Annotated in this window: 22 protein-coding genes; 7 read left to right on the top strand and 15 right to left on the bottom strand. The window is 37.5% G+C overall.

The window, feature by feature from the left end; all coding sequences use genetic code 11:
* Positions 1-214: 214 nt before the first annotated feature.
* The gene (locus MXE28_RS06960; protein ID WP_226974011.1) at positions 215-1,183 is read left to right on the top strand and encodes a YihY/virulence factor BrkB family protein; all 969 of its coding nucleotides are present in this window, start codon (positions 215-217) and stop codon (positions 1,181-1,183) included.
* A 201-nt stretch (positions 1,184-1,384) separates the two neighbouring features.
* Here MXE28_RS06960 and MXE28_RS06965 read toward each other — a convergent pair whose 3' ends face one another.
* Positions 1,385-2,575, bottom strand: a complete 1,191-nt coding sequence (locus MXE28_RS06965; protein ID WP_226974010.1) for an amidohydrolase — start codon at positions 2,573-2,575, stop codon at positions 1,385-1,387.
* A 267-nt stretch (positions 2,576-2,842) separates the two neighbouring features.
* Between MXE28_RS06965 and MXE28_RS06970 the strand changes: the two genes are divergently transcribed.
* Positions 2,843-3,583 (top strand): LysE family translocator, encoded by a 741-nt coding sequence (locus tag MXE28_RS06970; protein ID WP_226974009.1) that lies wholly within the window; start codon positions 2,843-2,845, stop codon positions 3,581-3,583.
* A gap of 150 nt (positions 3,584-3,733) precedes the next feature.
* Here MXE28_RS06970 and MXE28_RS06975 read toward each other — a convergent pair whose 3' ends face one another.
* Complete coding sequence (locus tag MXE28_RS06975; RefSeq protein ID WP_226974008.1) at positions 3,734-4,405, bottom strand: NAD(P)H-dependent oxidoreductase; 672 nt, start codon at positions 4,403-4,405, stop codon at positions 3,734-3,736.
* 208 nt (positions 4,406-4,613) lie between these two features.
* Between MXE28_RS06975 and MXE28_RS06980 the strand changes: the two genes are divergently transcribed.
* Positions 4,614-5,003, top strand: coding sequence for a helix-turn-helix domain-containing protein (locus MXE28_RS06980; RefSeq protein WP_226974007.1), 390 nt, complete (start codon positions 4,614-4,616; stop codon positions 5,001-5,003).
* 134 nt (positions 5,004-5,137) lie between these two features.
* On the opposite strand, the gene MXE28_RS06985 is transcribed toward MXE28_RS06980, so the two are convergent.
* Entirely contained in the window at positions 5,138-5,344 is a 207-nt protein-coding gene (locus MXE28_RS06985) for a hypothetical protein (protein WP_226974006.1), read from the bottom strand.
* A gap of 358 nt (positions 5,345-5,702) precedes the next feature.
* Between MXE28_RS06985 and MXE28_RS06990 the strand changes: the two genes are divergently transcribed.
* The gene (locus tag MXE28_RS06990; RefSeq protein WP_226974005.1) at positions 5,703-6,368 is read left to right on the top strand and encodes a hypothetical protein; all 666 of its coding nucleotides are present in this window, start codon (positions 5,703-5,705) and stop codon (positions 6,366-6,368) included.
* 546 nt (positions 6,369-6,914) lie between these two features.
* On the opposite strand, the gene MXE28_RS06995 is transcribed toward MXE28_RS06990, so the two are convergent.
* Positions 6,915-7,514, bottom strand: coding sequence for a LemA family protein (locus MXE28_RS06995; protein ID WP_127059225.1), 600 nt, complete (start codon positions 7,512-7,514; stop codon positions 6,915-6,917).
* 184 nt (positions 7,515-7,698) lie between these two features.
* On the bottom strand, positions 7,699-8,622 hold the full coding sequence (locus MXE28_RS07000; protein ID WP_247239985.1) for a M48 family metalloprotease: 924 nt from the start codon (positions 8,620-8,622) through the stop codon (positions 7,699-7,701).
* A gap of 131 nt (positions 8,623-8,753) precedes the next feature.
* On the opposite strand from MXE28_RS07000, the gene MXE28_RS07005 reads away from it, so the two are divergent.
* Positions 8,754-9,275: a metallophosphoesterase gene (locus MXE28_RS07005; RefSeq protein ID WP_156705148.1), complete on the top strand. Its 522-nt coding sequence runs from the start codon at positions 8,754-8,756 to the stop codon at positions 9,273-9,275.
* 14 nt (positions 9,276-9,289) lie between these two features.
* Positions 9,290-9,991 carry a metallophosphoesterase gene (locus MXE28_RS07010; RefSeq protein ID WP_156705146.1) on the top strand — a complete coding sequence of 234 codons (702 nt, stop codon included), beginning with the start codon at positions 9,290-9,292 and terminating at the stop codon, positions 9,989-9,991.
* Between the two features lie 73 nt (positions 9,992-10,064).
* Here MXE28_RS07010 and MXE28_RS07015 read toward each other — a convergent pair whose 3' ends face one another.
* The 4 genes from MXE28_RS07015 to MXE28_RS07030 all read right to left on the bottom strand — a co-directional run bounded on the left by MXE28_RS07015 (position 10,065) and on the right by MXE28_RS07030 (position 14,901).
* The gene (locus tag MXE28_RS07015; protein WP_021840692.1) at positions 10,065-10,577 is read right to left on the bottom strand and encodes a lecithin retinol acyltransferase family protein; all 513 of its coding nucleotides are present in this window, start codon (positions 10,575-10,577) and stop codon (positions 10,065-10,067) included.
* An 85-nt stretch (positions 10,578-10,662) separates the two neighbouring features.
* Positions 10,663-11,199 carry a cyclophilin-like fold protein gene (locus MXE28_RS07020; protein ID WP_021840691.1) on the bottom strand — a complete coding sequence of 179 codons (537 nt, stop codon included), beginning with the start codon at positions 11,197-11,199 and terminating at the stop codon, positions 10,663-10,665.
* A 186-nt stretch (positions 11,200-11,385) separates the two neighbouring features.
* Positions 11,386-12,333, bottom strand: a complete 948-nt coding sequence (locus MXE28_RS07025; RefSeq protein WP_021840690.1) for an ATP-binding protein — start codon at positions 12,331-12,333, stop codon at positions 11,386-11,388.
* A gap of 252 nt (positions 12,334-12,585) precedes the next feature.
* Positions 12,586-14,901 carry a hydratase gene (locus tag MXE28_RS07030; protein WP_247239986.1) on the bottom strand — a complete coding sequence of 772 codons (2,316 nt, stop codon included), beginning with the start codon at positions 14,899-14,901 and terminating at the stop codon, positions 12,586-12,588.
* Positions 14,902-15,034: 133 nt separating this feature from the next.
* Here MXE28_RS07030 and MXE28_RS07035 point away from each other — a divergent pair, with 133 nt between their 5' ends.
* Positions 15,035-15,895, top strand: a complete 861-nt coding sequence (locus MXE28_RS07035; RefSeq protein ID WP_021840688.1) for a LysR family transcriptional regulator — start codon at positions 15,035-15,037, stop codon at positions 15,893-15,895.
* A 272-nt stretch (positions 15,896-16,167) separates the two neighbouring features.
* On the opposite strand, the gene MXE28_RS07040 is transcribed toward MXE28_RS07035, so the two are convergent.
* The 6 genes from MXE28_RS07040 to MXE28_RS07065 all read right to left on the bottom strand — a co-directional run bounded on the left by MXE28_RS07040 (position 16,168) and on the right by MXE28_RS07065 (position 22,429).
* A complete protein-coding gene (locus MXE28_RS07040) occupies positions 16,168-16,983 on the bottom strand; it encodes an amidohydrolase family protein (RefSeq protein WP_226973996.1) in 816 nt (271 codons plus the stop codon).
* Positions 16,984-16,998: 15 nt separating this feature from the next.
* Positions 16,999-18,291 carry an SLC13 family permease gene (locus MXE28_RS07045; RefSeq protein WP_021840686.1) on the bottom strand — a complete coding sequence of 431 codons (1,293 nt, stop codon included), beginning with the start codon at positions 18,289-18,291 and terminating at the stop codon, positions 16,999-17,001.
* Positions 18,292-18,688: 397 nt separating this feature from the next.
* Positions 18,689-19,135 carry a MarR family winged helix-turn-helix transcriptional regulator gene (locus MXE28_RS07050; RefSeq protein WP_021840685.1) on the bottom strand — a complete coding sequence of 149 codons (447 nt, stop codon included), beginning with the start codon at positions 19,133-19,135 and terminating at the stop codon, positions 18,689-18,691.
* 240 nt (positions 19,136-19,375) lie between these two features.
* Positions 19,376-20,857 carry a DASS family sodium-coupled anion symporter gene (locus tag MXE28_RS07055; RefSeq protein ID WP_021840684.1) on the bottom strand — a complete coding sequence of 494 codons (1,482 nt, stop codon included), beginning with the start codon at positions 20,855-20,857 and terminating at the stop codon, positions 19,376-19,378.
* A 60-nt stretch (positions 20,858-20,917) separates the two neighbouring features.
* Complete coding sequence (locus MXE28_RS07060; protein ID WP_247239987.1) at positions 20,918-21,619, bottom strand: RraA family protein; 702 nt, start codon at positions 21,617-21,619, stop codon at positions 20,918-20,920.
* 72 nt (positions 21,620-21,691) lie between these two features.
* Entirely contained in the window at positions 21,692-22,429 is a 738-nt protein-coding gene (locus tag MXE28_RS07065; RefSeq protein ID WP_021840682.1) for a PIG-L deacetylase family protein, read from the bottom strand.
* Positions 22,430-22,478: the final 49 nt, after the last annotated feature.

Consider the following 22,478-nt stretch of genomic DNA (forward strand, 5'->3'; position numbering starts at 1 on the left):
TTAAACATATAAATTCGTGATTAAAATTTTGTCGCATTTGATATTGCAATTAGCAAGTTATTTATAATTTATCTATTTTCATCTAAACACTATAATTTTCTTCGAAAATATGTTATAAATAAGTATATCGACAAAATCTAATATATAGATACATTGGCTTTTTGCCATATATGGTCCAACGAAAAACGAAATTATTCATAAGGAGTTAATAACTATGAAGTCATTTATTAATGGGGCAAAGCGCGTCGCCAAGGATTACAGCGAGCACAATATCGGCCGTCTGTCCGCGGAAGCAACGTACTATATTATTCTTTCCATAGTGCCCTTCTTAATTATTGCTTTAACGGCTATTTCCGTATTTCTTAGTCAAAATATGGATATCCTCGATCAATTTCTGGCACTCTTACCGCCGGATTCACAACATACCCTGTCAAACCTAATTGATGACTTAGCCAAAAATCAGAGTGGTACGTTGTTCTCCATCGGTATTATTACTGCCTTTTGGACTATGTCGGCCGGTACGCGTGCCTTAATTAATGCCCTTAACACCATGCTCGGCCTCGATCATGTGGAAGAAGGCATGATTAAGATGTACAGCAAAGCATTCTTCTTCACCATTATCGGTACCGTAACCGGTCTCTTAGGGCTTATCCTTTCGGTGTATGGCCCGGCCTTCTTACAGGTAATGCAGCGCTTCATCTTTATTTCTAAAGAAATCATAACTCTCGCCACTATGGCGGCCACCTTATTACCGTTGATTTCTTTCACTTTGGTGCTCACCTTGTTTTATCACTACGCACCGCGCAAAGAAACTGACAAGGACACGCCTAAAGCTACCAAGGAAAACATCAACAAGCTTATTTCTTGGAAGCGCTCCTTCGCGGGCGGCCTCTTAGCTACGATTCTTTGGTTAGCCCTTACCTACGGCTATCGTTTCTATGTTACAAATTTTGCGGGCAGTTCCTCCACGTACGGTCCACTGGTTGGTATCATGATTCTCTTCGTGTGGATTAACTGGTCCGTCCAGGTTATCCTGCTCAGTGCCGAAATCGTGCGCGACCGTTCCTTCGATGCCGAATTAAAAGCGGAAGCGGTTAAACTTAAAATGGAACAAATCGAGCAACTCAATAAAGAGGAGCAAGAAGAAAAAGAGCAGAAAGAGCTTGAAAAAAGAAAAAATTAGCAAAGAACAAAGCGTAGCATTAACTATAAAAACGCAAAAAACGCTGTGACCGATTAATTTCGGTTACAGCGTTTTTATTATTTAGTCAAACCGTATTCGTTTTATTAAAACAGATTACCTCGCAAAATCTAACATAGACCTTGCAACTGTCAAAATTACTTCTCAGCAACCTGTTGGCAACGTTAAGACTATTTTGTCATATTATTCGGCATGTTCTTCCAGCCACTGCAACGCATACTGTGCGTACATGGCGGAGCCGATTGGCAATGCTCGTTCATCAATTTTGAAGAAGTTACTGTGATGGGAATGAACCGCATCAATTTCAGGATTGGCAATACCGAAGAAAGCAAAGCAGCCCGGTTTTTCTTCCAAATAATAAGCAAAGTCTTCGCCGGCCATTGTTTTTTCCATCAAGACCACATTGTCTTCACCAACGAGTTCAGCACCTACGCGATGAGCGAGCTCCGAGCTGGCCGGATCGTTAATCGTCGGCGGTACCATTTGACGGAAAGTTACCTTCGCCTTAGCACCGTAAGCAGCGGCTGTTTCGTTCACCATGTGCGTCATCGTCTTTTTCAAATCATCACCGATGGCATGTTTGAAGTAACGGGCCGTGCCTTCCAAACGTGCGGCGCCGGAAATAACATTATAGCGCGTACCGCTGGTCATCTTGCCGATGGTAAGCACCACGGAATCGAGCGGACTGAAGTGGCGGGACACGATGGTCTGCAAATTCATCACGATGGCTGAAGCCACAACGGTAGCATCCACGGTCAAATGAGGTTGTGCCCCATGACCGCCCTGACCTTCAATATCGATACCGATTTCAAGCGCGGCCGCCATGCGTTCGCCGGCTTCCACGGAAATCTTGCCAACGGGCAGATCAATCCAAATGTGAGCGCCGAAGACACTATCCGTTTCTTCAAACCAGGTACCGAACTGTTTCATGTATTTAGCACCTTCACCGCTTTCTTCGGCCGGCTGGAACACGAGGAATACCTTACCTTGGATTTTGTCCTGCAATGTTTTCAGCATCTTGGCGGCGCCCAATAAAATGGCCATATGCGCATCATGACCGCAGGCGTGCATCTTGCCGTCATGTTTGGACGCGAAGTCATACCCCGTCTGTTCATCAACGGTAAGGGCATCAATATCGGCGCGAAGCATGATTGTTTTACCCTTTTTAGGACCTTCAATCCATGCCACAATGCCGGTGTTTTTTTCAGGATTTATCACATACGGAATGCCCAATTTATCCAGTTCTCCGGCTAAATATTTGGTCGTTTCCTGTTCTTCAAAACTAATTTCCGGATATTGGTGCAAATGGCGACGCCACGCAATGATATCCTTCGTATATTCTTCTTGTAATTTTTTTATTTCAGTTGAATTCATACATTCGCCTCCCAATCTCTTTGTTTTCATGGTAGTGTACCGGAAATGGTTTGTCAAGGTTTTCGGGTTAAAATTCCTATTTTATTACTATGATTTTAAAAATCCATTCTTTTACTCATTTAAAACCATTAAATTAACACAGTTTAGAGCCATTAAATACCTTAGCCCATTAAAACTTGTTAACTTTATACTTTCAACTATGGCAAATAATAAAACTAATATGTTATACTGATTGTATGCATTTTTAACAGAGGGGGAGTTTCTTTTATGGATATGTCTTTATTTCCTTATTTCTTGGTATCATCCATACTCTTGACGATGACACCGGGTCCGGATAATTTATATCTTTTGGCAAAAAGCATCGCCGACGGTGCCAGAGCCGGCATTATTTTAGCCGCCGGTCTCGCCTCGGGCATTGTCTTTCATACATGCCTTGTAATTTTAGGGGTAGCCGCATTAGTTAAAAGTTCACCAATTGCCTTTGCAGCTTTAAAATATGTTGGTGCCGCCTATCTTTTCTATCTTGCCTACGGGGCCTTTACCGCTAAAGTTGCGGAACCGCAACCGACTGAAACAGCCGCCGGTCAAGCTACTGTTGCCGGTTCAAACATCACAACAAACGACACGACAAACAGCGTATCAAGCAATGAAACATCCAGCCAAGCTTCAAGCGATAAATCGTCAAGCCAACCTTCAAACGGTGAGTCATCCGCCTTTGCCATCTATCGTAAAGGTCTCATTATGAACATCTTGAATCCGAAAGTTCTGTTGTTCTTCCTCGCGTTCTTGCCACAGTTCGTGGATCCTAATAATGAATCACCGGGCCTGGCCATTGCTATCCTCGGTGCCGTTTTTAGCTTACAAGCATTCATCTTATTCTCCATCATCGCTCTTTGTGCCGGTAAACTCCGTGGCTTTTTAAACCAGGGGCCTAAATCGCAACGTATGTTGAACCGTATTCAAGGCGTAGTATTGTTGGGTATTGGTTGCTTGTTATTAGTCTTCTAAAAATATAAATTCACATAGCTTCCGGAATAGATAGTGCTATACTTTGTCGTTTATGTTTAACAAAAACAAATGCTGAGGTGACTTTTAACGGTCATCTCAGCATTTTTAGTTCTATATTCTATTATCCAAAAACTTCTTAGTTGAAAACTCTTATTTAACCCAAGTTACGATATCTTCCATAGGCTGACGAGTTTTTTCACGATGAGGCTGTTCATCACGATAGCCGAAGCCCACCATTACGGACACGCCGAAATGTTCTTTGTCGAGAATGCCTTCTTCGCTAAGAATTTCCTCCACTTTTTCAATATTGAAGCCTTCGATTGGGCAAGAGTCAACACCGAGCATAGCAGCCGTTGTCATCATGTTAGCCAAGGCAATGTAAGTCTGTTTGCTGGCCCAGTCGAACATAGCACGGTCGCTATCGATCAATTTGAAATCGTTAGTCTGGAAGTTGCTGTAAGCACCGCGCATCATGTTCTGCACGTCTTCCGGCATGTGTTTGATGTCTTTCATGATGTGTGTGATGTAGTCCGCATCAGCTACGGTATCCGCTTTTTTGCGAGCCAAAATAATTACAAAATGGCTGGCACCGTTCAAGCTGTTCTGAGCGCCCCAAGATACAGGGTATAATTTATCTTTAATGCTCTGTTTTTCAATAATAACGAATTTCCAAGGTTCAAAACCGAAGGAGCTTGGGGACAAACGACCTGTTTCCAAAATCGTGTTAAAATCAGCGTCGGATACCTTTTTATTAGGGGCAAACTTCTTAGTTGCGTAACGATAATTGTAAGCGTTTAAAATGTCTTGTGCAGAAATGCTCATGGGTATCATCCTTTCGAATTAATAATAATTTATACTAAATTTTGAATATCTATCTCATCTATCTTTCGACATGTTTAGTATAGCATATCTAAAAAAATAGTTGAAGAACGCAAAATTTTATATATACTATATATAAATTAAGTTAAGTATATTTTTTATATTTAATATATTAAAATACAACCATAGATTAAAATCCAGGAGAATCGCAATGAAAGCTACTGCCAATAACACAAACAAAAAAGATTTAAAACCTTGCCCGCGTACACTATGCCCGGTAGCCACGACGTTAGAGCTTATTAGCGGTAAGTGGAAAGGTATTATTTTGTACCATCTTTTTACCGGCGACAAACGATTCAGCGAACTTAAGACATTAATCGAAGGCGTCACCCATCGCAGCCTGACCTTGCAACTGCGCGAACTCGAGGCCGACGGTCTTATTACTCGCACCGTATTTCCGGTAATTCCGCCACATGTGGAATACGCCTTATCCCCCTTAGGTCGTACCATGGAACCCATTATCAACGCCATGTATGACTGGGGCGTGGCTTATAATACCCGGCAAGTTGATACTATGCCTGCTGTTCAAAGTAATCAATAAAACTGTGTGTAAGAACTCTTACTATTAGAATACAAAAATCCCATAACCGATGGCCCCATCGATTACGGGATTTTTGCTGTCATTTCAAACTTCTATTTGCATTAACCCTTTATTAACACTTTATATATTTCATGTTAACGAGTTGTAAGATTAAAAGCTCGACCCATTAATGCTTTCTTATACGCCCGAGTCATTGCTTCTACACTGACTAAATCAAGACTGTCATCATACGTTTCAATTTCAAAATTGCAAACGGCTTGAGCTGCTTTCTTATTTTGCATCACTGCATAGTTATAGGACAACTTCTTTTCTAAATCTGATAAATTAAATAAATAACTCATAATTAATTCCTCCTCCAAATTAGAACTAGCTCTTTTCTCTGTTATTATCATACGCCTCTCACATCAAATGTCAACCCTCCTGAAAACTTCAAGCAAATAACTAATAACTGTCAGTTATGTAGGGCTATGAAAAACGCCGTTTTCATCACAAACAACCGCTACTTGCCACTTCGTACATGACCATTTTTTATAAGTAAAACTTTGGATTTTACAAAAACAAGATTCCAAACATCAAAAATTTAACTGTAAAATCTTGACTTCTACCATTGAACTTTGATGCCCATTGTGAAAAAACGCCCCATGCGATACCATCTAATCAAACGAAATGTATATCCATTAATCATTAAGGAGGTCCCTCATGAACACTGAAACAATGAGCCTACGCAAAGCCTTAGGTCAGAAGAAGTTATTAGACAAACAAATCAAAGCCATGATGTCCGAAAAGTTCGTCACTTCGGAATCGGCTCAAACGGCTGTTATCGACGGCTTGCCGCTCAATTCCTGGCAAGACGAAGTGAAAGCCAACTATCAGTCGTTAAACGATAAAATCCGTCGCCGCGAAGCATTGGCTGTGGCCATCATGGACGCCAATGTAAACAACTTCGTGGAGTTGCCACGCTTCATTACCCTCGATGAAGAAAACACCGGTACCGAAAAAGTAAGCTTCGCCGGCGCCATTGCCCGCAAAGCTTACTACACAAATGAACTGTCCTATATCGTTAACGAATTGCGCCAGAAGGTAACTAATGCTACCGAGCAGTTTGATTTTATCAATGATCTATGTGAAAGGACTATAAGAGATCGTATGGCACAAGAGTTCGGCACCGTTAATAACGCCAGTGCCAAGTCCCGCGAAGAACGAGAAACTACCCTTCGCAAACAGTATGAAGCCGTTTTCTACGATCCGGCCGATATTGTGAAAAAAGCGAAGCTCGCCAAGGAGCGTATCGAGAACTACCTCGAAGAAATCGACGCTATCTTGGGTAACGCTACGGAAATGACGACAATTACCGTAACGTACTAAGTTAAAATGATATACCTCTGATATATCGCGACTTTCGTTATATCAGAGGTACGTCATCAAACTATTCAAGTTATATATTATGTGTTTTTTATTAAATGAAATACGCCGGGTTACCGAAAAACATTAAATATGGTTTGCCGGATTTTTGGGAGCAGGGTTTTACCGGTAAAACTAAAACTCTACCATTAATTAAACATATAGGATAAGCCGGTGTCTTTTTCGACCGGTTATCAAGGTATGTTGGCATCATGCAATTTTGGTCCGCAGGGAGCCCGCAAACATACCATCCCTGCAGTAATCATTAACCATTAATTGTTAGCGTTAAACTATTAATCATTAAACCCAAGTTAACTGTTACCAATAAGCTATTAATCAATAAAGGTTAATCATTCTAAAATCTTGGAGACCGATTTTCGCTACCAAACCAAAGCCCAATGTTTTGGACCAAGCAGGTAATCCGGCATTTTTATTTTTGCTTAAACAACAAAAAAGATGCATAAAATGTAAATCACTTATACATTTTATACATCTTTTTTTATTTAAGTATTATTTATTGATTTTATCTTTTATTTGTTCTGTTTTATCTTTTAAAACTTCTGTGCCCTTAATCGCTAATTCTTTAATAGCTTCAGTATTTGCACCACTAAAAGAATCAATCCCAATTTCATTATTAGGATCAAAATACGGGGCTTCTTTAAACCCAAGAGCAGAGGCAACAAATACCATTGGAATTTGTGCTATCTGGCTATTGTAGCCTTTAACCACATAGTTGTAAGTTTCACGTTTTTCAGTTAAAATCTGCTCATTTTGACTAATATTTTCTAAGAATTGTGAATAATGAGTACTGGACTTTAATTCAGGATATGTATTCGCTAATGCCTTAATCGAAGTAACAGCTTCAGATGTAGCACGAGCCATTTCAGTATAATTATCAGACACCTTAAGTTGAATTAGTTTTTCATAGCTACCATAACTGTTAACTAAATCGGCAAACTGATTAACAATGGCTACTTTACGTTCTACCACTACTTTAATATTAGACCTTGCTTCTTTAATTTCTTGGTTTAAACCCTGTAACCGATTGTATCTTGTAATAAAATAGTAAACAAGAAAAATCAGAAGAACCCAAAATAAAAAACTCATCATAGTAACACTCCTTATCCCTATATTACCAACAAATCCCTATACTCTTAATACTTGCATATATCCCACACAATGCTATATCAAAAGTAGATATTACTGTATAATTTAATTATAGCAAAAAAAGTACTGCAGATGAATGATACATTTATAAAATAAAAATTTCTTTCATTTTAAATCCTAAGAGCAATTATTGTTGCTGCGACAATTCATACAGTTTAGCTACTCGCTTACGCAGTGGCGGATGATCGCTGACTAGTTGATTGATAAAACCTTCTGTATCGCCGTAGCGTGTCAGTTTTGCCAACGCCGACGCGAGCTCCTGCCCCAGCCCCAACTCATGAGCAAAACGGTCGGCACGATATTCGGCTACACGAGAGCCGAACGGCGCCAACAGCACATAGCCGAAATTAGCGATACTATGCAGGATTCGTACAATAAATCGTATAAATAGGATAAAGGCCATAAAGATAACTGCCAAAATATTGATAAACGGAATGTAGCGAAGTATATTATACACCATCGTAATCATCCAAACGATTAATTCAAAAGCAATTATGATAGCGTTATACACATTGAGCATGGCCACCGACGTCATACCGTAAGTGGTATCGCGATGAATCAAATGGCTGAGCTCATGCGCCAGAATCCCCTTAAGTTCAGCCGAGTTCATTTCATTAATCAAGCCCATCAACACGACTACCCGGTCATGGCCTAGGGCAAAGGCATTAATCTGATTGCTGTGCTGCACATACAGCCGATAGCGCCCCGCATCAACGCCGGCGCGATTGCACACATCTTGCCAACAGGCATCTAAATAGTTTTTCAAATCACCTTCCGGTTTGCTAATAGCTTTAAATTTTAAAAACAAGCCCTGCACCGGTGGCAATTGGAATAAGATGATGGCGACTAAAAAGAAAAGTGCCACCCAAGTGCAAGATACGGCAAAGCTGTGTGTCGGTAAATTGTATTTTTGCAAAAAATCTAAAATAAACGGCTGTTCCAATATGGTCGGTTCCCCAAAAAGCGCAAAGATATTATTGATAAAGTGCAAAATAACCGTTCCTACCAAGCCATAAATGAGACCGGTAATTATAAGCAATAGAATTCCCATGCAATATCCCTTTCTATTCGCACTACCTCTGATGTTTTAAACGTATTACCGGTACGTCCAATACCATACCTAAACTTACGATATATTCTTTATTCTTATCTAGATTATACCCCAAGACAGGAGTAACGACCATGATTTATTTCACCAGCGATCTGCACCTAGGCTATCCAAAAGTTATTAAAAACAGAAATCGTCCGTTCGACACGGTTGAAGAAATGAATGAAACACTCATCGCCAATTACAACAGCCTTGTTTCTAAAAAAGATACGGTGTATCTCTTAGGGGATTTAACGCAAAAACTAGAACCACAGGAGGCTAATTCCTTACTGAGTCGTCTGAATGGTAAAAAGACGCTCCTCATAGGCAATCATGATAAGTATAAGAAATATGATGCCAAAATTTTTAAAGAGATGTGTGATTATAAATATTTGACTGATAAAAAAGTCCCTATCGCCTTGATGCATTATCCGATTTTAGCGTGGAATCGCTATCGTCACGGCAGCATGATGTTGCACGGTCACATCCACTCAACGGGCGAGTATAACGAACGAAATCGAGTGGAAGGCATTCGACGCTACGATGTGGGCGTTGACGCCAATCACTTCTATCCTGTTTCTTTGGATGAAATATGGGAATTTTTTGAGATTGAATAAAAAGGAGTTAACCTATGATTTTTGTTACAGGCGATCTTCATGGTGAAAAAGAACAAATCCAAGAATATATCAAAGTATTAAGCGATTGCACTAAAGACGATATTTTGATTGTCGCCGGTGACTTTGGCATTCCTTGGTACAGTCGTGCCTTAGACATGCACTATAAAGACGATAAGTTATTAGACTTATTAAGAAATGCCCCTTTTACAACTTGCTTTGTTGACGGCAATCACGAAAATTTTGACTTACTATATAGCAATCCTGTCATTGAAAAATGGGGCGGCCGTGTTCATGATTTGGACGGTATCTACCACCTCATGCGCGGCGAAATTTTTACCATGGAAAACCAAACTATTTTCACCTTCGGCGGCGCTGCCAGTGTGGATAAACAATACAGAACGCCGAGCATTTCATGGTGGGAGCAAGAAAACTCGACATCTGAAGAACAATCCTATGCTATTGAAAACTTGAAAAAGCACAATTTTAACGTAGATTACGTCATCACCCATCAGGCACCCAAACAATTTATTCATATCATTCGTCATTTACTTTTTAATAAAGTCAACATTACCTGCCCGACACAGGAGTTCTTGACCAAGCTAAAGCCGAAACTTACTTTTAAGAAATGGTACTTCGGACATTATCACGATGATATAAATTCTCCGATTGATAGAGCCAGACTGCTGTTTGATGAGATTGTTGATTTGGGGACGTAAAAAATATTGATTTAATAGCAAAAAATGAGATGCAAGTTAAACTGCACCTCATTTTTTATTATTTAAGTATCAATTAGAATTCCGCTTCCTCTTGGAAAAGTTCTTTATTAATGGCACTTAACCCCAACCCTACTAGGCCAAAAATCCAGGTAATCGGATGAGAAGAAAATCGGTTATAATTACGTGCTTGGCGGCTATCATGAATTCCTGTTTTACACCAAATAGCAAAATGTTCACAATTATTGCCCAGCAAACTATAATTTTCTTTCTTCGGCGCATTTAAACGTCCATATGCTCTTTTTACAGTCTCCTCCGGTGAATAAAAATTATATTTACCATCTTCAAAGGAACAATAATCATCAATAACAGACAACAACTCTTGTGGCGGAATCGTATATATTTTATCCTCACACCTAAATTTTTCAACATCAGTCTTAGCAATTCGCGGATCTTTATATCCTGTAACTTTGTCAATAAAGTTACTATCAAAATGAATGACGTTTAATTCTCCCACATAAATCCCAAAATGTGAATAAAATCCTCGATCGCAAAAAATAATGTCTCCTGGAATAACTTTTCTTCCCATAATCACTAACCTCCCCATTAGATTTCTTTACATATGTATTTTGGAAATTTCAATGTCCGTTGTGCCTAATTTAGTATATTTCATCTTATTCCACCTTCTCAATCGTAGCCGTAAAATCGCCCTTCATGCCGGATAGAATTTCCATCCCCGACTCTACACGGCCTAATTTAATTAGCCCCGGTGAATTTCCAAAGTCTTTATAAAAAATGCATAGATTGCCCCATGGTGAGAAGTAGCACAAATCACCTACATCGGGATCCGTTGCATCCGGTTCGCCTTTAGTCGGCAGCTTTTCAGGTGGATAGGCAATTTTCTCGGTACTGTTATAATCTGAAAAACTCAGCGTCATAGGAAGTGCTTCGTAAAGGGCATTGGCCGTTGGTGTATCATAGAGAACAATAGAAATCTCCTGTCCTTCGACGGTCATTTTTAATTTACGATTCGTTACATTTGGTGTAGCTTGTTGCGTTTTCACAACACTCGTGTCCTCTTTGGCATTCGAGCTTACAGCTTCTTTAGCATTCGAATTCGCAGCCTCTTTAGCCGTGCTCGACTGGCCGGCACAGGCCGTCAATATGGTAACAATCAGTGACATTGCCAGAAATACAATAACTTTTTTCATAAAAGCCCCCTCTTTTCTCAATGAAACTGTATCCAAAAGGCAAATACTCCATTCTCTTAATACCTTTATTGTAACTATATTTAGTTCATATTTCTAATACTTATCTCTCATTATTAGTTATGCCTAAAATGTATTTCTTAGCGAAATCAATAAATCTTGCTGTAGCTAATGAAAAAATATACGTATTTACTTCTTCACCAATTCATATCGTATATTACGGCTTCCACCAATCTGTACAATCTGCCCCTTATCTATCATTGATTTCAAAATACGCCCCGCCGTAGATTGACTAACACCCAATAATTCCTGAGTTTCTTTGCGAGTAATCACTTGCTTCTCCGCCAAGTGATGCATTATTCTTTCCTCATTCGAACTGCCAAACGGAACCACTGTCTCTCTAATCGCCTGTGGTTTCTCCGTCACTTCTCTCATAGTATTGACATTAGGTAGAATAATTTTAAACGTATTATTAGTAACTCGAAGTTGTGGCTGTAACGGAGCACCGACGTATGCATCCATAATTTTTTGCATACCTGTGCCATAAGCTTCAATGAGTTCTAAACGGTAAAAAACATTAGCCAGGTTCGGATTACGACACACCGAAACACCTGCTGTCACATCTTCTAACTCTAACCCGGGGAGCAGACCACCCAAAGAAACAAATTCTAACCTGTCTTCGAAAATACTGATTAATGTACTGGCACTAAATGAATAGTCTCGGTGAACTAACGTATTAAGTAATGCCTCGCGAACTGCAACTTCCGGATAATCTCGGGTGTCGATACGCCGAAGTTTTTCAAAAGTTGAACCGATTTGATTATGTAAATCAATATAATCGTAAACTTCATTCATTTGTTGCATAAGCGAACCGGAGAATTCTCTACGATCTTTAAATATATTTTGATTGGTTCCTTGAAATATGGCTGCCTTGATAGTATAAGGACACTGTTCAGATAGGAGTAAGCCCAAGTTCGTATATAATCCATCAGGAGATACTAGTTTTAAAGTTTTCAGCTGAGATGGCCCAAATGGAACCCTTCGAAGATCAAACTCTTTTTTGGTGGCTTCAAAAGTTAACTCCTGATTAATAGAACGCATATCCTCAAAGCTATCGTATTCTTCTTGAAAACTCATTCTACTCATTCCTTAGATTTCCCCCATCTATATTCTAACCAAATTCTAACTTTCTAATCACTTTCTAATCATTTCTAACCATTCTCATTAACAATGTCAATTAATATTTCTCAGCTCTCCATTATTAGGTATTTTAGAATATGAAATCTATGTAAAATAAAAAAGTAGCGAGAACCTAGCAAAAACAGGCCGTAACGAAATGTATTTTTCTACTCGCATTTCGTTACAGCCCGTTCGTATTACTTCTTAATATTAATCTTTGTCATTATTCGACTTAGAGTCTGCATAATAGTTAATTAAGCACCCCTTAGCAATAATAGATTTTTCTTCATTGCTCAAATAGCCTAGGTGTAATGTAATTTCTTCTTTTTTCCCATTATTAATCACATAAGCCTTAAAGTCGTCACTATCACTTAATAAGATAGCTCTTACATTAGGTACAAATACATAATCCCCTACCGCCAACTTTCTAGAGTCAGTTTCACTTGTTACAAATGGCAACATCCCCCAATTAATTACATTTGAACGATATCGTTTAGTAGCATATTCTAAGGCAATATTGGCTCCTCCACCTAATACACGCTGACAAGATGCAGCTTGTTCACGAGCGGATCCATCACCCGGTTTATTGGCATAAATCATGCTTGCTACAAGTGTCGACTTAGACAAATCATCTAATGATTTACCAAGATTCAAAGCGTCATTAATCATTTGATAAGCATTTTGTAATTCCAAATTAATAACTCCATCTTGACGGCTTTTTTCCCAGTCTCTTACTGTCTTAGCACGACCAACATATTCCGGCACTTTACGACTTAAAGCAAATTCTGAAAGTGCATAAGGATTTGAACGATAAGAGGAGGTTTCCCCAGATGGGATTAATTCATCAGTGGTTGTAACCGGATCATCAATGTATGCAGCTACTTTTAACAAAATATTATCTGTTAATGCTTCAATTTTTGGCCATGCTTTAATTGATGGACCATATACAAGTTCTTCAGCTGTATTCGCATCACCATAACCTTGATAAACCTTATTAACATATGGTTTATCATTAAAATGATAGGAAGCTATATTATCATCATAATCAACTTCAGTGGCTGCTGTTAAAGCGCCCTTATTAATTGCTGTAGCCGCTATAGATCGTGCGTCCATCAGTGCAACCGAGGAAATTTGTCCCTGTCCCGGTTTGGAACCTTCACGATTAGGAAAATTACGCGTTGCATGTCGAGCAGATAGCCCACCATTATTTGGGGTATCACCAGCACCAAAACAAGGACCGCAGAATGCAGATCGAATAATAGCACCGGCTTCCATTAAATCACCTAGAGCACCATTTCTCATAAGTTCTAAGTAAATTGGCTGGCTGGATGGATACACGCTAAAGGCAAAACGTTCTTGTCCAACACCTTTTCCCTTTACAATATTAGCGGCCGCCATAATATTTTCATATAAACCGCCGGAGCAGCCTACAATTATTCCTTGATCTACATGAAGTTTATTCTCATGATATTTTTCCGGTAACATAAGACGTAATTCTTTATTATCCAATTGATCTACTGCATTTTTTTCAATTTGACGCAATAAATCTTGACCGCCTTCATTCAACTCTTTAATTGTATATACGTTGCTTGGATGGAACGGCATAGCAATCATACTTTCCACTTTATCGAGTTCTACTTTAACTAAACCATCATAATAAGCAATATTACCCGGCTGTAATAATTTATAATCAGAACCTCGACCATGAATTGTTAAAAATTCTTTAGTCGTATCATCTGTGCACCAAATTGTAGTAAGACAGGTCGTTTCCGTCGTCATAACATCGATACCATTGCGAAAATCCATGGATAAATTATGTATACCAGGTCCTACGAATTCCATAATTTTATTTTTAACAAAACCATTTTTAAAAACAGCTTTCTCTATAGCTAAAGCAACATCTTGTGGTCCAACGCCATGACGTGGCTTACCTGTCAAATAAATGGCAACTACTTTTGGTCGTTGAATATCATACGTACGGCCTAATAATTGTTTAACTAACTCCGGACCGCCTTCGCCGATGGCCATTGTTCCTAATGCACCATAACGAGTATGACTATCTGAACCTAATATCATCTTCCCACATCCTGCCATAGTTTCACGCATATATTGATGAATAACAGCCAAATGAGGTGGCACATAAATACCGCCAAAACGCTTAACCGCAGACAAACCAAATACATGATCATCTTCATTAATTGTTCCGCCAACGGCAGCTAAACTATTGTGACAATTAGTTAAAACGTAAGGAATAGGAAAACGATCTAACCCGGATGCTATTGCAGTCTGAATAATCCCCACATACGTAATATCATGCGATGTAAGTGCATCAAATTTAATACGTAAAGACTCATCCCCTTCACTAGTTTGATGTGCCATCATGATTCGATACGCCATGGTTTCTTTAGCGGCTTTTGTTTCATCAAATTCTTGACTACGCGAATGGTTTACAACGGATTCCTTAGTGACAATCTTGTTTCCATTTTCTAAAAAAATGCCATCTGAAATTAATGTTACTGCGTTCATGTCCCTACCTAACCTTTCTTTTTTATTCCAACGCTTTATATACTTTACTATCGAACATTAACTATAAATTAACCTTGTATCTCAATGACGGTTCTTATATAATTGATATAATAAATATTTATCGGAGGATTTCATGGATACAAAAGACTTTATATTGCTAAAAACTTTATATGAAGAAAAAAATATTACTTATACGGCAAAACGTTTATTTATGACCCAACCGGCCTTAAGCGAACGTATTAAACGTCTTGAAAAAGAATTTAATTGTAATCTGATTATCCGACAACCTCGTGGTATTGCTTTTACTTCGGAAGGCGAACAATTATATAACTATATGCAAGAGGCTGACAAAGCCTACCAAGCTATAAAAAAACAATTAAGTGCTACCGGCACTGAAATCAGAGGCACATTGCGTCTTGGTTGCTCTAATATTTTTGCCAAATACCACATTCCAAAAATTCTGTCAGCCTTTTCTCTAGCCTATCCATATATTGACATCAATATGTACAGCGGCTTAAGCTATCGCTTGTATCGACGATTCTTAGAAGGCGAATTAGACGTTACTATCGTTCGTGGTGCACACGATTGGAGCGAACATCATCTGGAACTCTTAAGTGAACCATTATGTTTGTTCAATAAATCAGAACTTTCATTTGAAAATTTACCACAACACTCATATATTCATTATCAAACCGATCCTAATTTACAGCAAACATTAGATGATTGGTGGTATAGTCATTATCAAACGCCCCCTAAAACTTCCATCGAAGTTGACGACATTGATACTTGCATAAAGTTAGTTCGCCAAGGCTTAGGATTTACTCTTCTCACAGAAAGTTGTGCCCAAGATGTTCCCGGTATCTATACCGCTCCACTAATTACTAAATCCGGTGATCCTTTACTCCGTACTACTAATTTATACTATCGAAATAACTATACATCAATGACACCGGTCAAAGCTTTTATAGACTTCATTATGAATTGGAAGTTGTAATTTTATATCCTATATTCTCTTTACAAATTTACTATATAACTAATTAGCAATATGTACAAATAATAAATAACTCAATTATCAATAAATTAAAACTATTTCTAATTTTATAGATGATTTACTTCTTATGGAACTAATTTAAGATATCTTTTCTTAAACAAAAAAACAAAGCGACTCGCCAATAATCCTCGAGTCGCTTATTTTTATATGAGCACTAATAAATCAAGGCAATATTGTTGTCTAAAACCTTTCGTGTATTTCATACCCATATAGAATTATTGAATATCTTTAATTAAATCGGCAAAACTATCGTCCAATATAATATTTCTTAACTTTTCTTCCGGAACTAGTTTTAAAAATGCATCCCAAACCTTTTCATAGGAAATCAATTTTTCAAACTGCGTATGTGGCCAATCGCTGCCCCATAATAAACGCTTAGCTCCAAAAGCGTCTATTAAGGCTGGCATCAATTCTTCGGCTAACTTAATATTTTCATCAAAAGACAATTCTTTTTTTAATCGATATGAGGCAGAAATTTTTACCCAAATTTGTTGGCTATTACCAACAGAAAGTAAATATTTAAACCCTTCATCCTCTAATAAATTTTCTGCAGTAGGTCTACTAAAATGATCTACTACTATTTTTACACCGGCATTTAATAAGTCATCAATTAATGGAGGTAACTGAACGGCATCAATATGTAACTCTACATGCCATCCTAATGTTTTTACATAATTAAGGATTTCAGGCCATTTGCCTTCTTTCAAATTAGGGATTTGACGAGCGTATAGATTAAGTCGAATTCCAATAATATTGTTTTTTGCCAATGCTTGTAGTTCTTTAAGTGTGATTGTTGTATCGACAACAGCTACACCATAAAGCTTATCCGGGAATTTCTTTATAGCGTTTACCATATAGGTATTATCAAATCCTAAAAAGCTTGGTTGAATTAATACGCCTTTGTCCATTCCTTTAGATTCAAAATTAGAAATAAATTCCTCAACCAATGCACTATAAGTAGGTGCATAACGTCTATCACTCGCTAAATTTAAATTAGGCTCAAATACATGTGCATGTGTGTCAACTCTCATATCTATACCTCTCTATCACATAATTAAATTAACAATAAATGCATAAATGATAGCAGCACCCAAACAAATAGGTACACCTCTAAAAATTAATTTCCCGAACATATCTACTCGTTCTTCTTCGCTTACTGTACTTAATACTAAGCTGCCACCCGAAGAAAATGGAGATATTGCAGTAGCTTGTGCCCCAATAACGATAGCTGAGAATAATACAGCCGCATCAATACCTGAAGCTTCAGCCAAATTAGGAACAAGTGGAAATAATGCCGGAGTTACTACACCCATAGTACTTGAAAAGAATGACATAAATCCACCAATAGCAGCCATTACAATAGGTACAACTGGAGCCGGAATCGTATCAGTAACAAATCCCGCAATTAATTTTACTGTTCCGGCTTTTATAGCTACTGATATTAACATCCCTACACCACAAATCATGATTAATGTACCCCACGGCACTTTTTTTATGACTTCTTTTTCATCACCCAAGTTCATCAATAAAGCTAGGACTGCAAAAACAACAGCAACTAAACCAACATCAATAGCTTTATCAAGAGTTTTTATAAGACCAACTTGCGGGAAAATAATGTGTAAAATAGGGAAAATTAATACAACTACAATCATAGATACAACTAAAGCTAATGTTTTTTTCTGAACAGCATTAAATGCTTCCGGTAAAGAAATTTCTACAACATCAGCATTACCTTTTTTACGTGTATTAAATAAGATTAACAAACTCAATACTACTATTGGAACAACAAATGAGGCTAAAAAGATTTGGAATTCAAATCCATATGATACAGCTTCATAACCTGCTTGATTCATTAAGCCAATAAAAACAACACCCCCAGGGCTAATCATAAAATTGTTACCGCATAAAGCTCCATAGTTAACGGCCAAAGCGCCGATTAATGGACTTAACCCTGTCTTTCTGCATAGAAGCATAGTGATTGGTGTGAAAAAGGCCATTACTGCAAAGAATCCGGCACCTAATGCAGCTAAAATAGTGGCAGCTATAAAAATAGCAAATGGCAACAATTTAGGAACTTTGCGAGTTCTATATAGCATGTGCTGAGCTAACTTCTCTAATGTCCCATTAGTCATTGCAAAGTTATAGAATAAAGAAATAGCTAAGATTACAAAGAATATACTTATCGGCCACATTTTGATAATGTCGCCAGGCTTAATGCCTAAATAAAATGTACCAATAATATAAGCAAATACTATCCCAAAAAAACCTGTGTTAATTTTAGTCCTATACCCTAATGCAATAGCGAGTATAATGGCACATAAAATTAAAATGTTAGCCATACAATTCCCTCCTATCAATTACCTATACCCATCTTTGATATTCGTTGCGCGCAATTACATTTTCAAATACAGTATATAATCTAAAGTCATAAACAACAAATACTGATTACTTTGCATCTAATATAGATTATTTTTATGCCTTAAATAAACATCCATTACTATGATTAGATATCAGGAGAAAAATTACATACTATTAACTTTGCTAAAAATAAAAAAAAATAGCGATTATACAGGCTATTCTGTACAATCGCTACATTTTTAAACTTAAAGAATATTTCTTTATCCTAATTTTTCTGATTCTTTTCTATTTTTCTTGATTAAAAACGTATCTGTATCCGCATCAGAATTCCAATGACATTCCATAACAATCACACCAAGAAAATACAATATCAAATTACTATCTATTCTTAAAAAAATCATCTTTAGAGATATTTTCATAAATTCGTTGCGTTAATGAATGATAAAAATTACGTTCATCTTTAGTAAATCCTTTAAAAAGCTTTTCATTCCATTCATCTAATACATTTTCAATATCTTTTCTCATATCACGAGCTTTATCTGTAGCATAAATATTATAAGCTCTACGATCCTCAGCATTATTTACTTTAGTAAAATATCCGGCTTCAATAAGTTTAGCCACAGCTCTTGCAGTAGTTGCTTTATCAATTTCTATATTATTAGACAATTGCTCTTGTGTAATTCCATCATTTCGTATAGCCTCCATAAAGAAAATATATTGGCCACTTCCTAGCTGATACTTCTTTAAATGTTCACTAAAATATACTTGACTATATCGATATAGCAATGAAATATATCTTGCTAATCTTACTCTTGCTCTTGCCACTTTTAAATCTCCTATTAATATAAAGACTTATCTCAAATAAAAACTCTTTATATTTAGTATATCATCTCAAAGCCAAATGATTAATCTAATTTTATATTATATAATACGTTAATTACAAAAAAGGTGATGAGCAAATGCCCATCACCCTCCTAGTATTATTGTAAAAATTTATACTATTATTTAATCAGCCCCTATTGACTTTTAATAATCCTGACTGTCCAAGTTTAATAAACTATAGTATTAGAAAATGCCCAATACCTTCCAATAGGTTTGTGAGAAAACTAACAACAAAATATACCCTACAATCGTTAATGGTATACCAACCTTCATACAATCTTTTGCTGAAAAAGTATCTGTTGCAAATGCAAGAATCCCCTGTGGTGTATTAACCGGCAAAATAAACCCAAAATTAATAACAAAATGAAATACCATTGTTAAACCAACAATATTTAATCCCTCAAGTGGTAATCCTTGTAAAAGAGCGATAACAATCGGAATCATTGCCGAAGCTATTGCTGAACCAGATGCAAATCCAAGATGAATAATAATAATAAATAGCGAAATAACTGCAAACACGCCAAAAATAGATGCATCAGCCAAGCCCATTCCGACTGAGATTTCATTAGCCAACCATTGTGCAGCCTTGGTAGTAAGTAAGGCAGAACCCATGCTAATTCCCACACCTAAAAGCATAAGAGTCCCCCACGAAATATGACTTTCTGCCTGTTTCCAAGTCATAATGCCTGTCCAAGGTAATAGCATTAAAGTTACAGCTAAAATTGTTGTTGTCGTTGTATCGAAATTATGTAAGAACCCTTCAGTTACCCATAGCAATATCAATCCAGCAGAAATTGCTAAAAGTTTCTTTTCGGCAGGCGTAACTGCACCTAACTCCTCTAACTTAGCCTTTATAGTTTCGGCGCCACCCTTGATTTCATCCAGTTCAGGTGGCAACATATACATCGCAATAAAGTACAATATAATAGACATAACAATAGCAAACGGAGCTGCCGCAATGAACCACTGCATCCAAGATATATTACCATTTAAAAGTCTTTCAATAAAACCCATTGTAACCATATTCTGTGCTGCCGCAGTTTTAATTCCTGTATTCCAAATGCTTCCAGTTTGAATAGTAACTACCATTAATAATGCAGCAAGCCTACTTCCGGTCTTCATCCCAAACGCAGAAACAATACCTAATATAACCGGGACCATGCATCCTACACGAGCAGTAGTACTTGGAACTAAGAAAGCGAGTATAATACCAACCAAAATCATCCCTGCGACTAAACGATTAGTCTTACTTCCGATACGTGACAAAATAAATAATGCAATTCGTTTGTCAAGTCCGGTCTGTGTCATTGCCGCAGCCAAGAATAATGCTGCACCAACTAAAATTGTAGCACTGGCTGAAATCCCCATAAAAGCCATTTTCAACGCACTGCCAGTACCATAAATTACATCAGGCTTGCCGACTTGAGGGGAAAACCCTACACATATAATCATTAATAATGAAAGAATTGCCGCACTAACCGGATAAGATACGGCTTCAGTGAGCCAAATTATAACTGCAAAAACCAAAATACCTAACATTCTATGCCCTGCCGTTGGTAATTCAGTCGGTGTAGGTAACGCAAAAATTGCGGCCAACACTAATAACGCTATTAACATACCGTATTTTTTAAAAAATGGAACTTTCTTTTCGGTTACGATTTCCATGCTTATACTCCCTTCATATATAAACGGAAAATACCAGGAATACGAAAGTCAAAATTTTAATTATTTATTTTGCTGCATTTCAACAACCCATTGCGGAGCAAGTTGTGGTAATTCTGTGCCATTTTTTTTAGCTTCTCTATACGCTGCAATTGTTTTATTCCGATTATCTTCGTATATAGCTTTTTCCTCAGCGGCACTCAAAACTATTTCTATATATTTTTTAGGTATTACACATACACCATCTAAATCACCACATACTAAATCTCCAGGCTCTACGACAACACCAGCACAGGTAATAGTTGTGTTGATATTTCCTTCGGCCTTTTTGATTGGTCCTCTCGGCATTAAACCTTTACTATATACAGGAAACTTCAGTTCTATAGTTCCATCAAGATCTCTTGTATAACCATCAATAACCATACCTTTAAATCCCACTGCTTGACATGCACCCATGATTAAATCGCCAAAATACGCTCTTTCCCTATACCCTTTACCATCAATTACCATGATATAGCCATCTGCTTTAAAATTATAACTTGCTATATGAATTGGGTAGTTATTTCCCTCAGCCGCTTCTACAGTAAGAGCCGTACCAACCACTGTAGCTCCTCTTACACAGGGGTTGATGTCTGCGTCCATACAACCTCCATTAGGAATATCAATTTTAGCGGCTTTCACTCCATCCAAAATTAATGCTACATTTAATTTTTCAGCTCTTTTAATAATATCTTCCGGTAACAATGGTGCACATTCATTAATCATAGTTTTATCCCTCTTATTGATAATTCGGTCAGGAATTATCCCCTTTATCTAATCTATTTTAGAAATATAAATTTATACTAATTCATCACCTGCAATAGGAAAAAAGCTTGAAAATGCCTCTCCATATTTATAAGTCTGATTACCTGAAATTCTTCTTAAATGATTGCCTCGAAGATTTGCTCTTTCTGTATAATACTGAATGAGATGATGCTGTGCCTGGAAACACTGCATCGCCGCAACTTTTTGTTCATAAACCTCTGTAATATCTACTAACTCATCAGGAACAAATTGTGATAGTTCAGTTTGATGAGGTTCAAACCCAAATAAACGCATTTGTTTAGTCGTTGGAAGATTATCTACAATAACGCCTCTTGAATTTGAATGAATAGAGCATTCAAATACAAACTCTGATACATCATTATGATCAGGATTTAATATGTCTTTTCCTTTTTTATCATGCGTAATAATGATGTCTGGTCTAACTTCTCTAATTTTCTTTACCATTCTCTTTCGAATATCTTCCGTAAGATACGGTCTCATTGGATAATCTGGAAGATCCCAAAACTCAATATTTTTAACGCCAAGAATTTCTGCGGCTTTAGTTGTTTCCTCTAGTCGATTCTGCTTTACAGTATCATACGTGGCTCCTTCTTTTTTCCACTGTGCTGCACTCTCACCTCTAACCCCAAAACTTAAAACCACAACATCCACATTAGCACCATGTTTAATGTATTTTGCAATTGTACCACCCGATCTCCATACATAATCTGCTGCATGTGCACTTACTACTAAAATTCTCTTGCCTTCCATAATAGTTCCTCCTAAATTACTCTAATCATTTTACTTAAACCCAATACAA

This window comes from Veillonella sp. KGMB01456, from assembly GCF_023051165.1.
Taxonomy (GTDB): domain Bacteria; phylum Bacillota; class Negativicutes; order Veillonellales; family Veillonellaceae; genus Veillonella_A.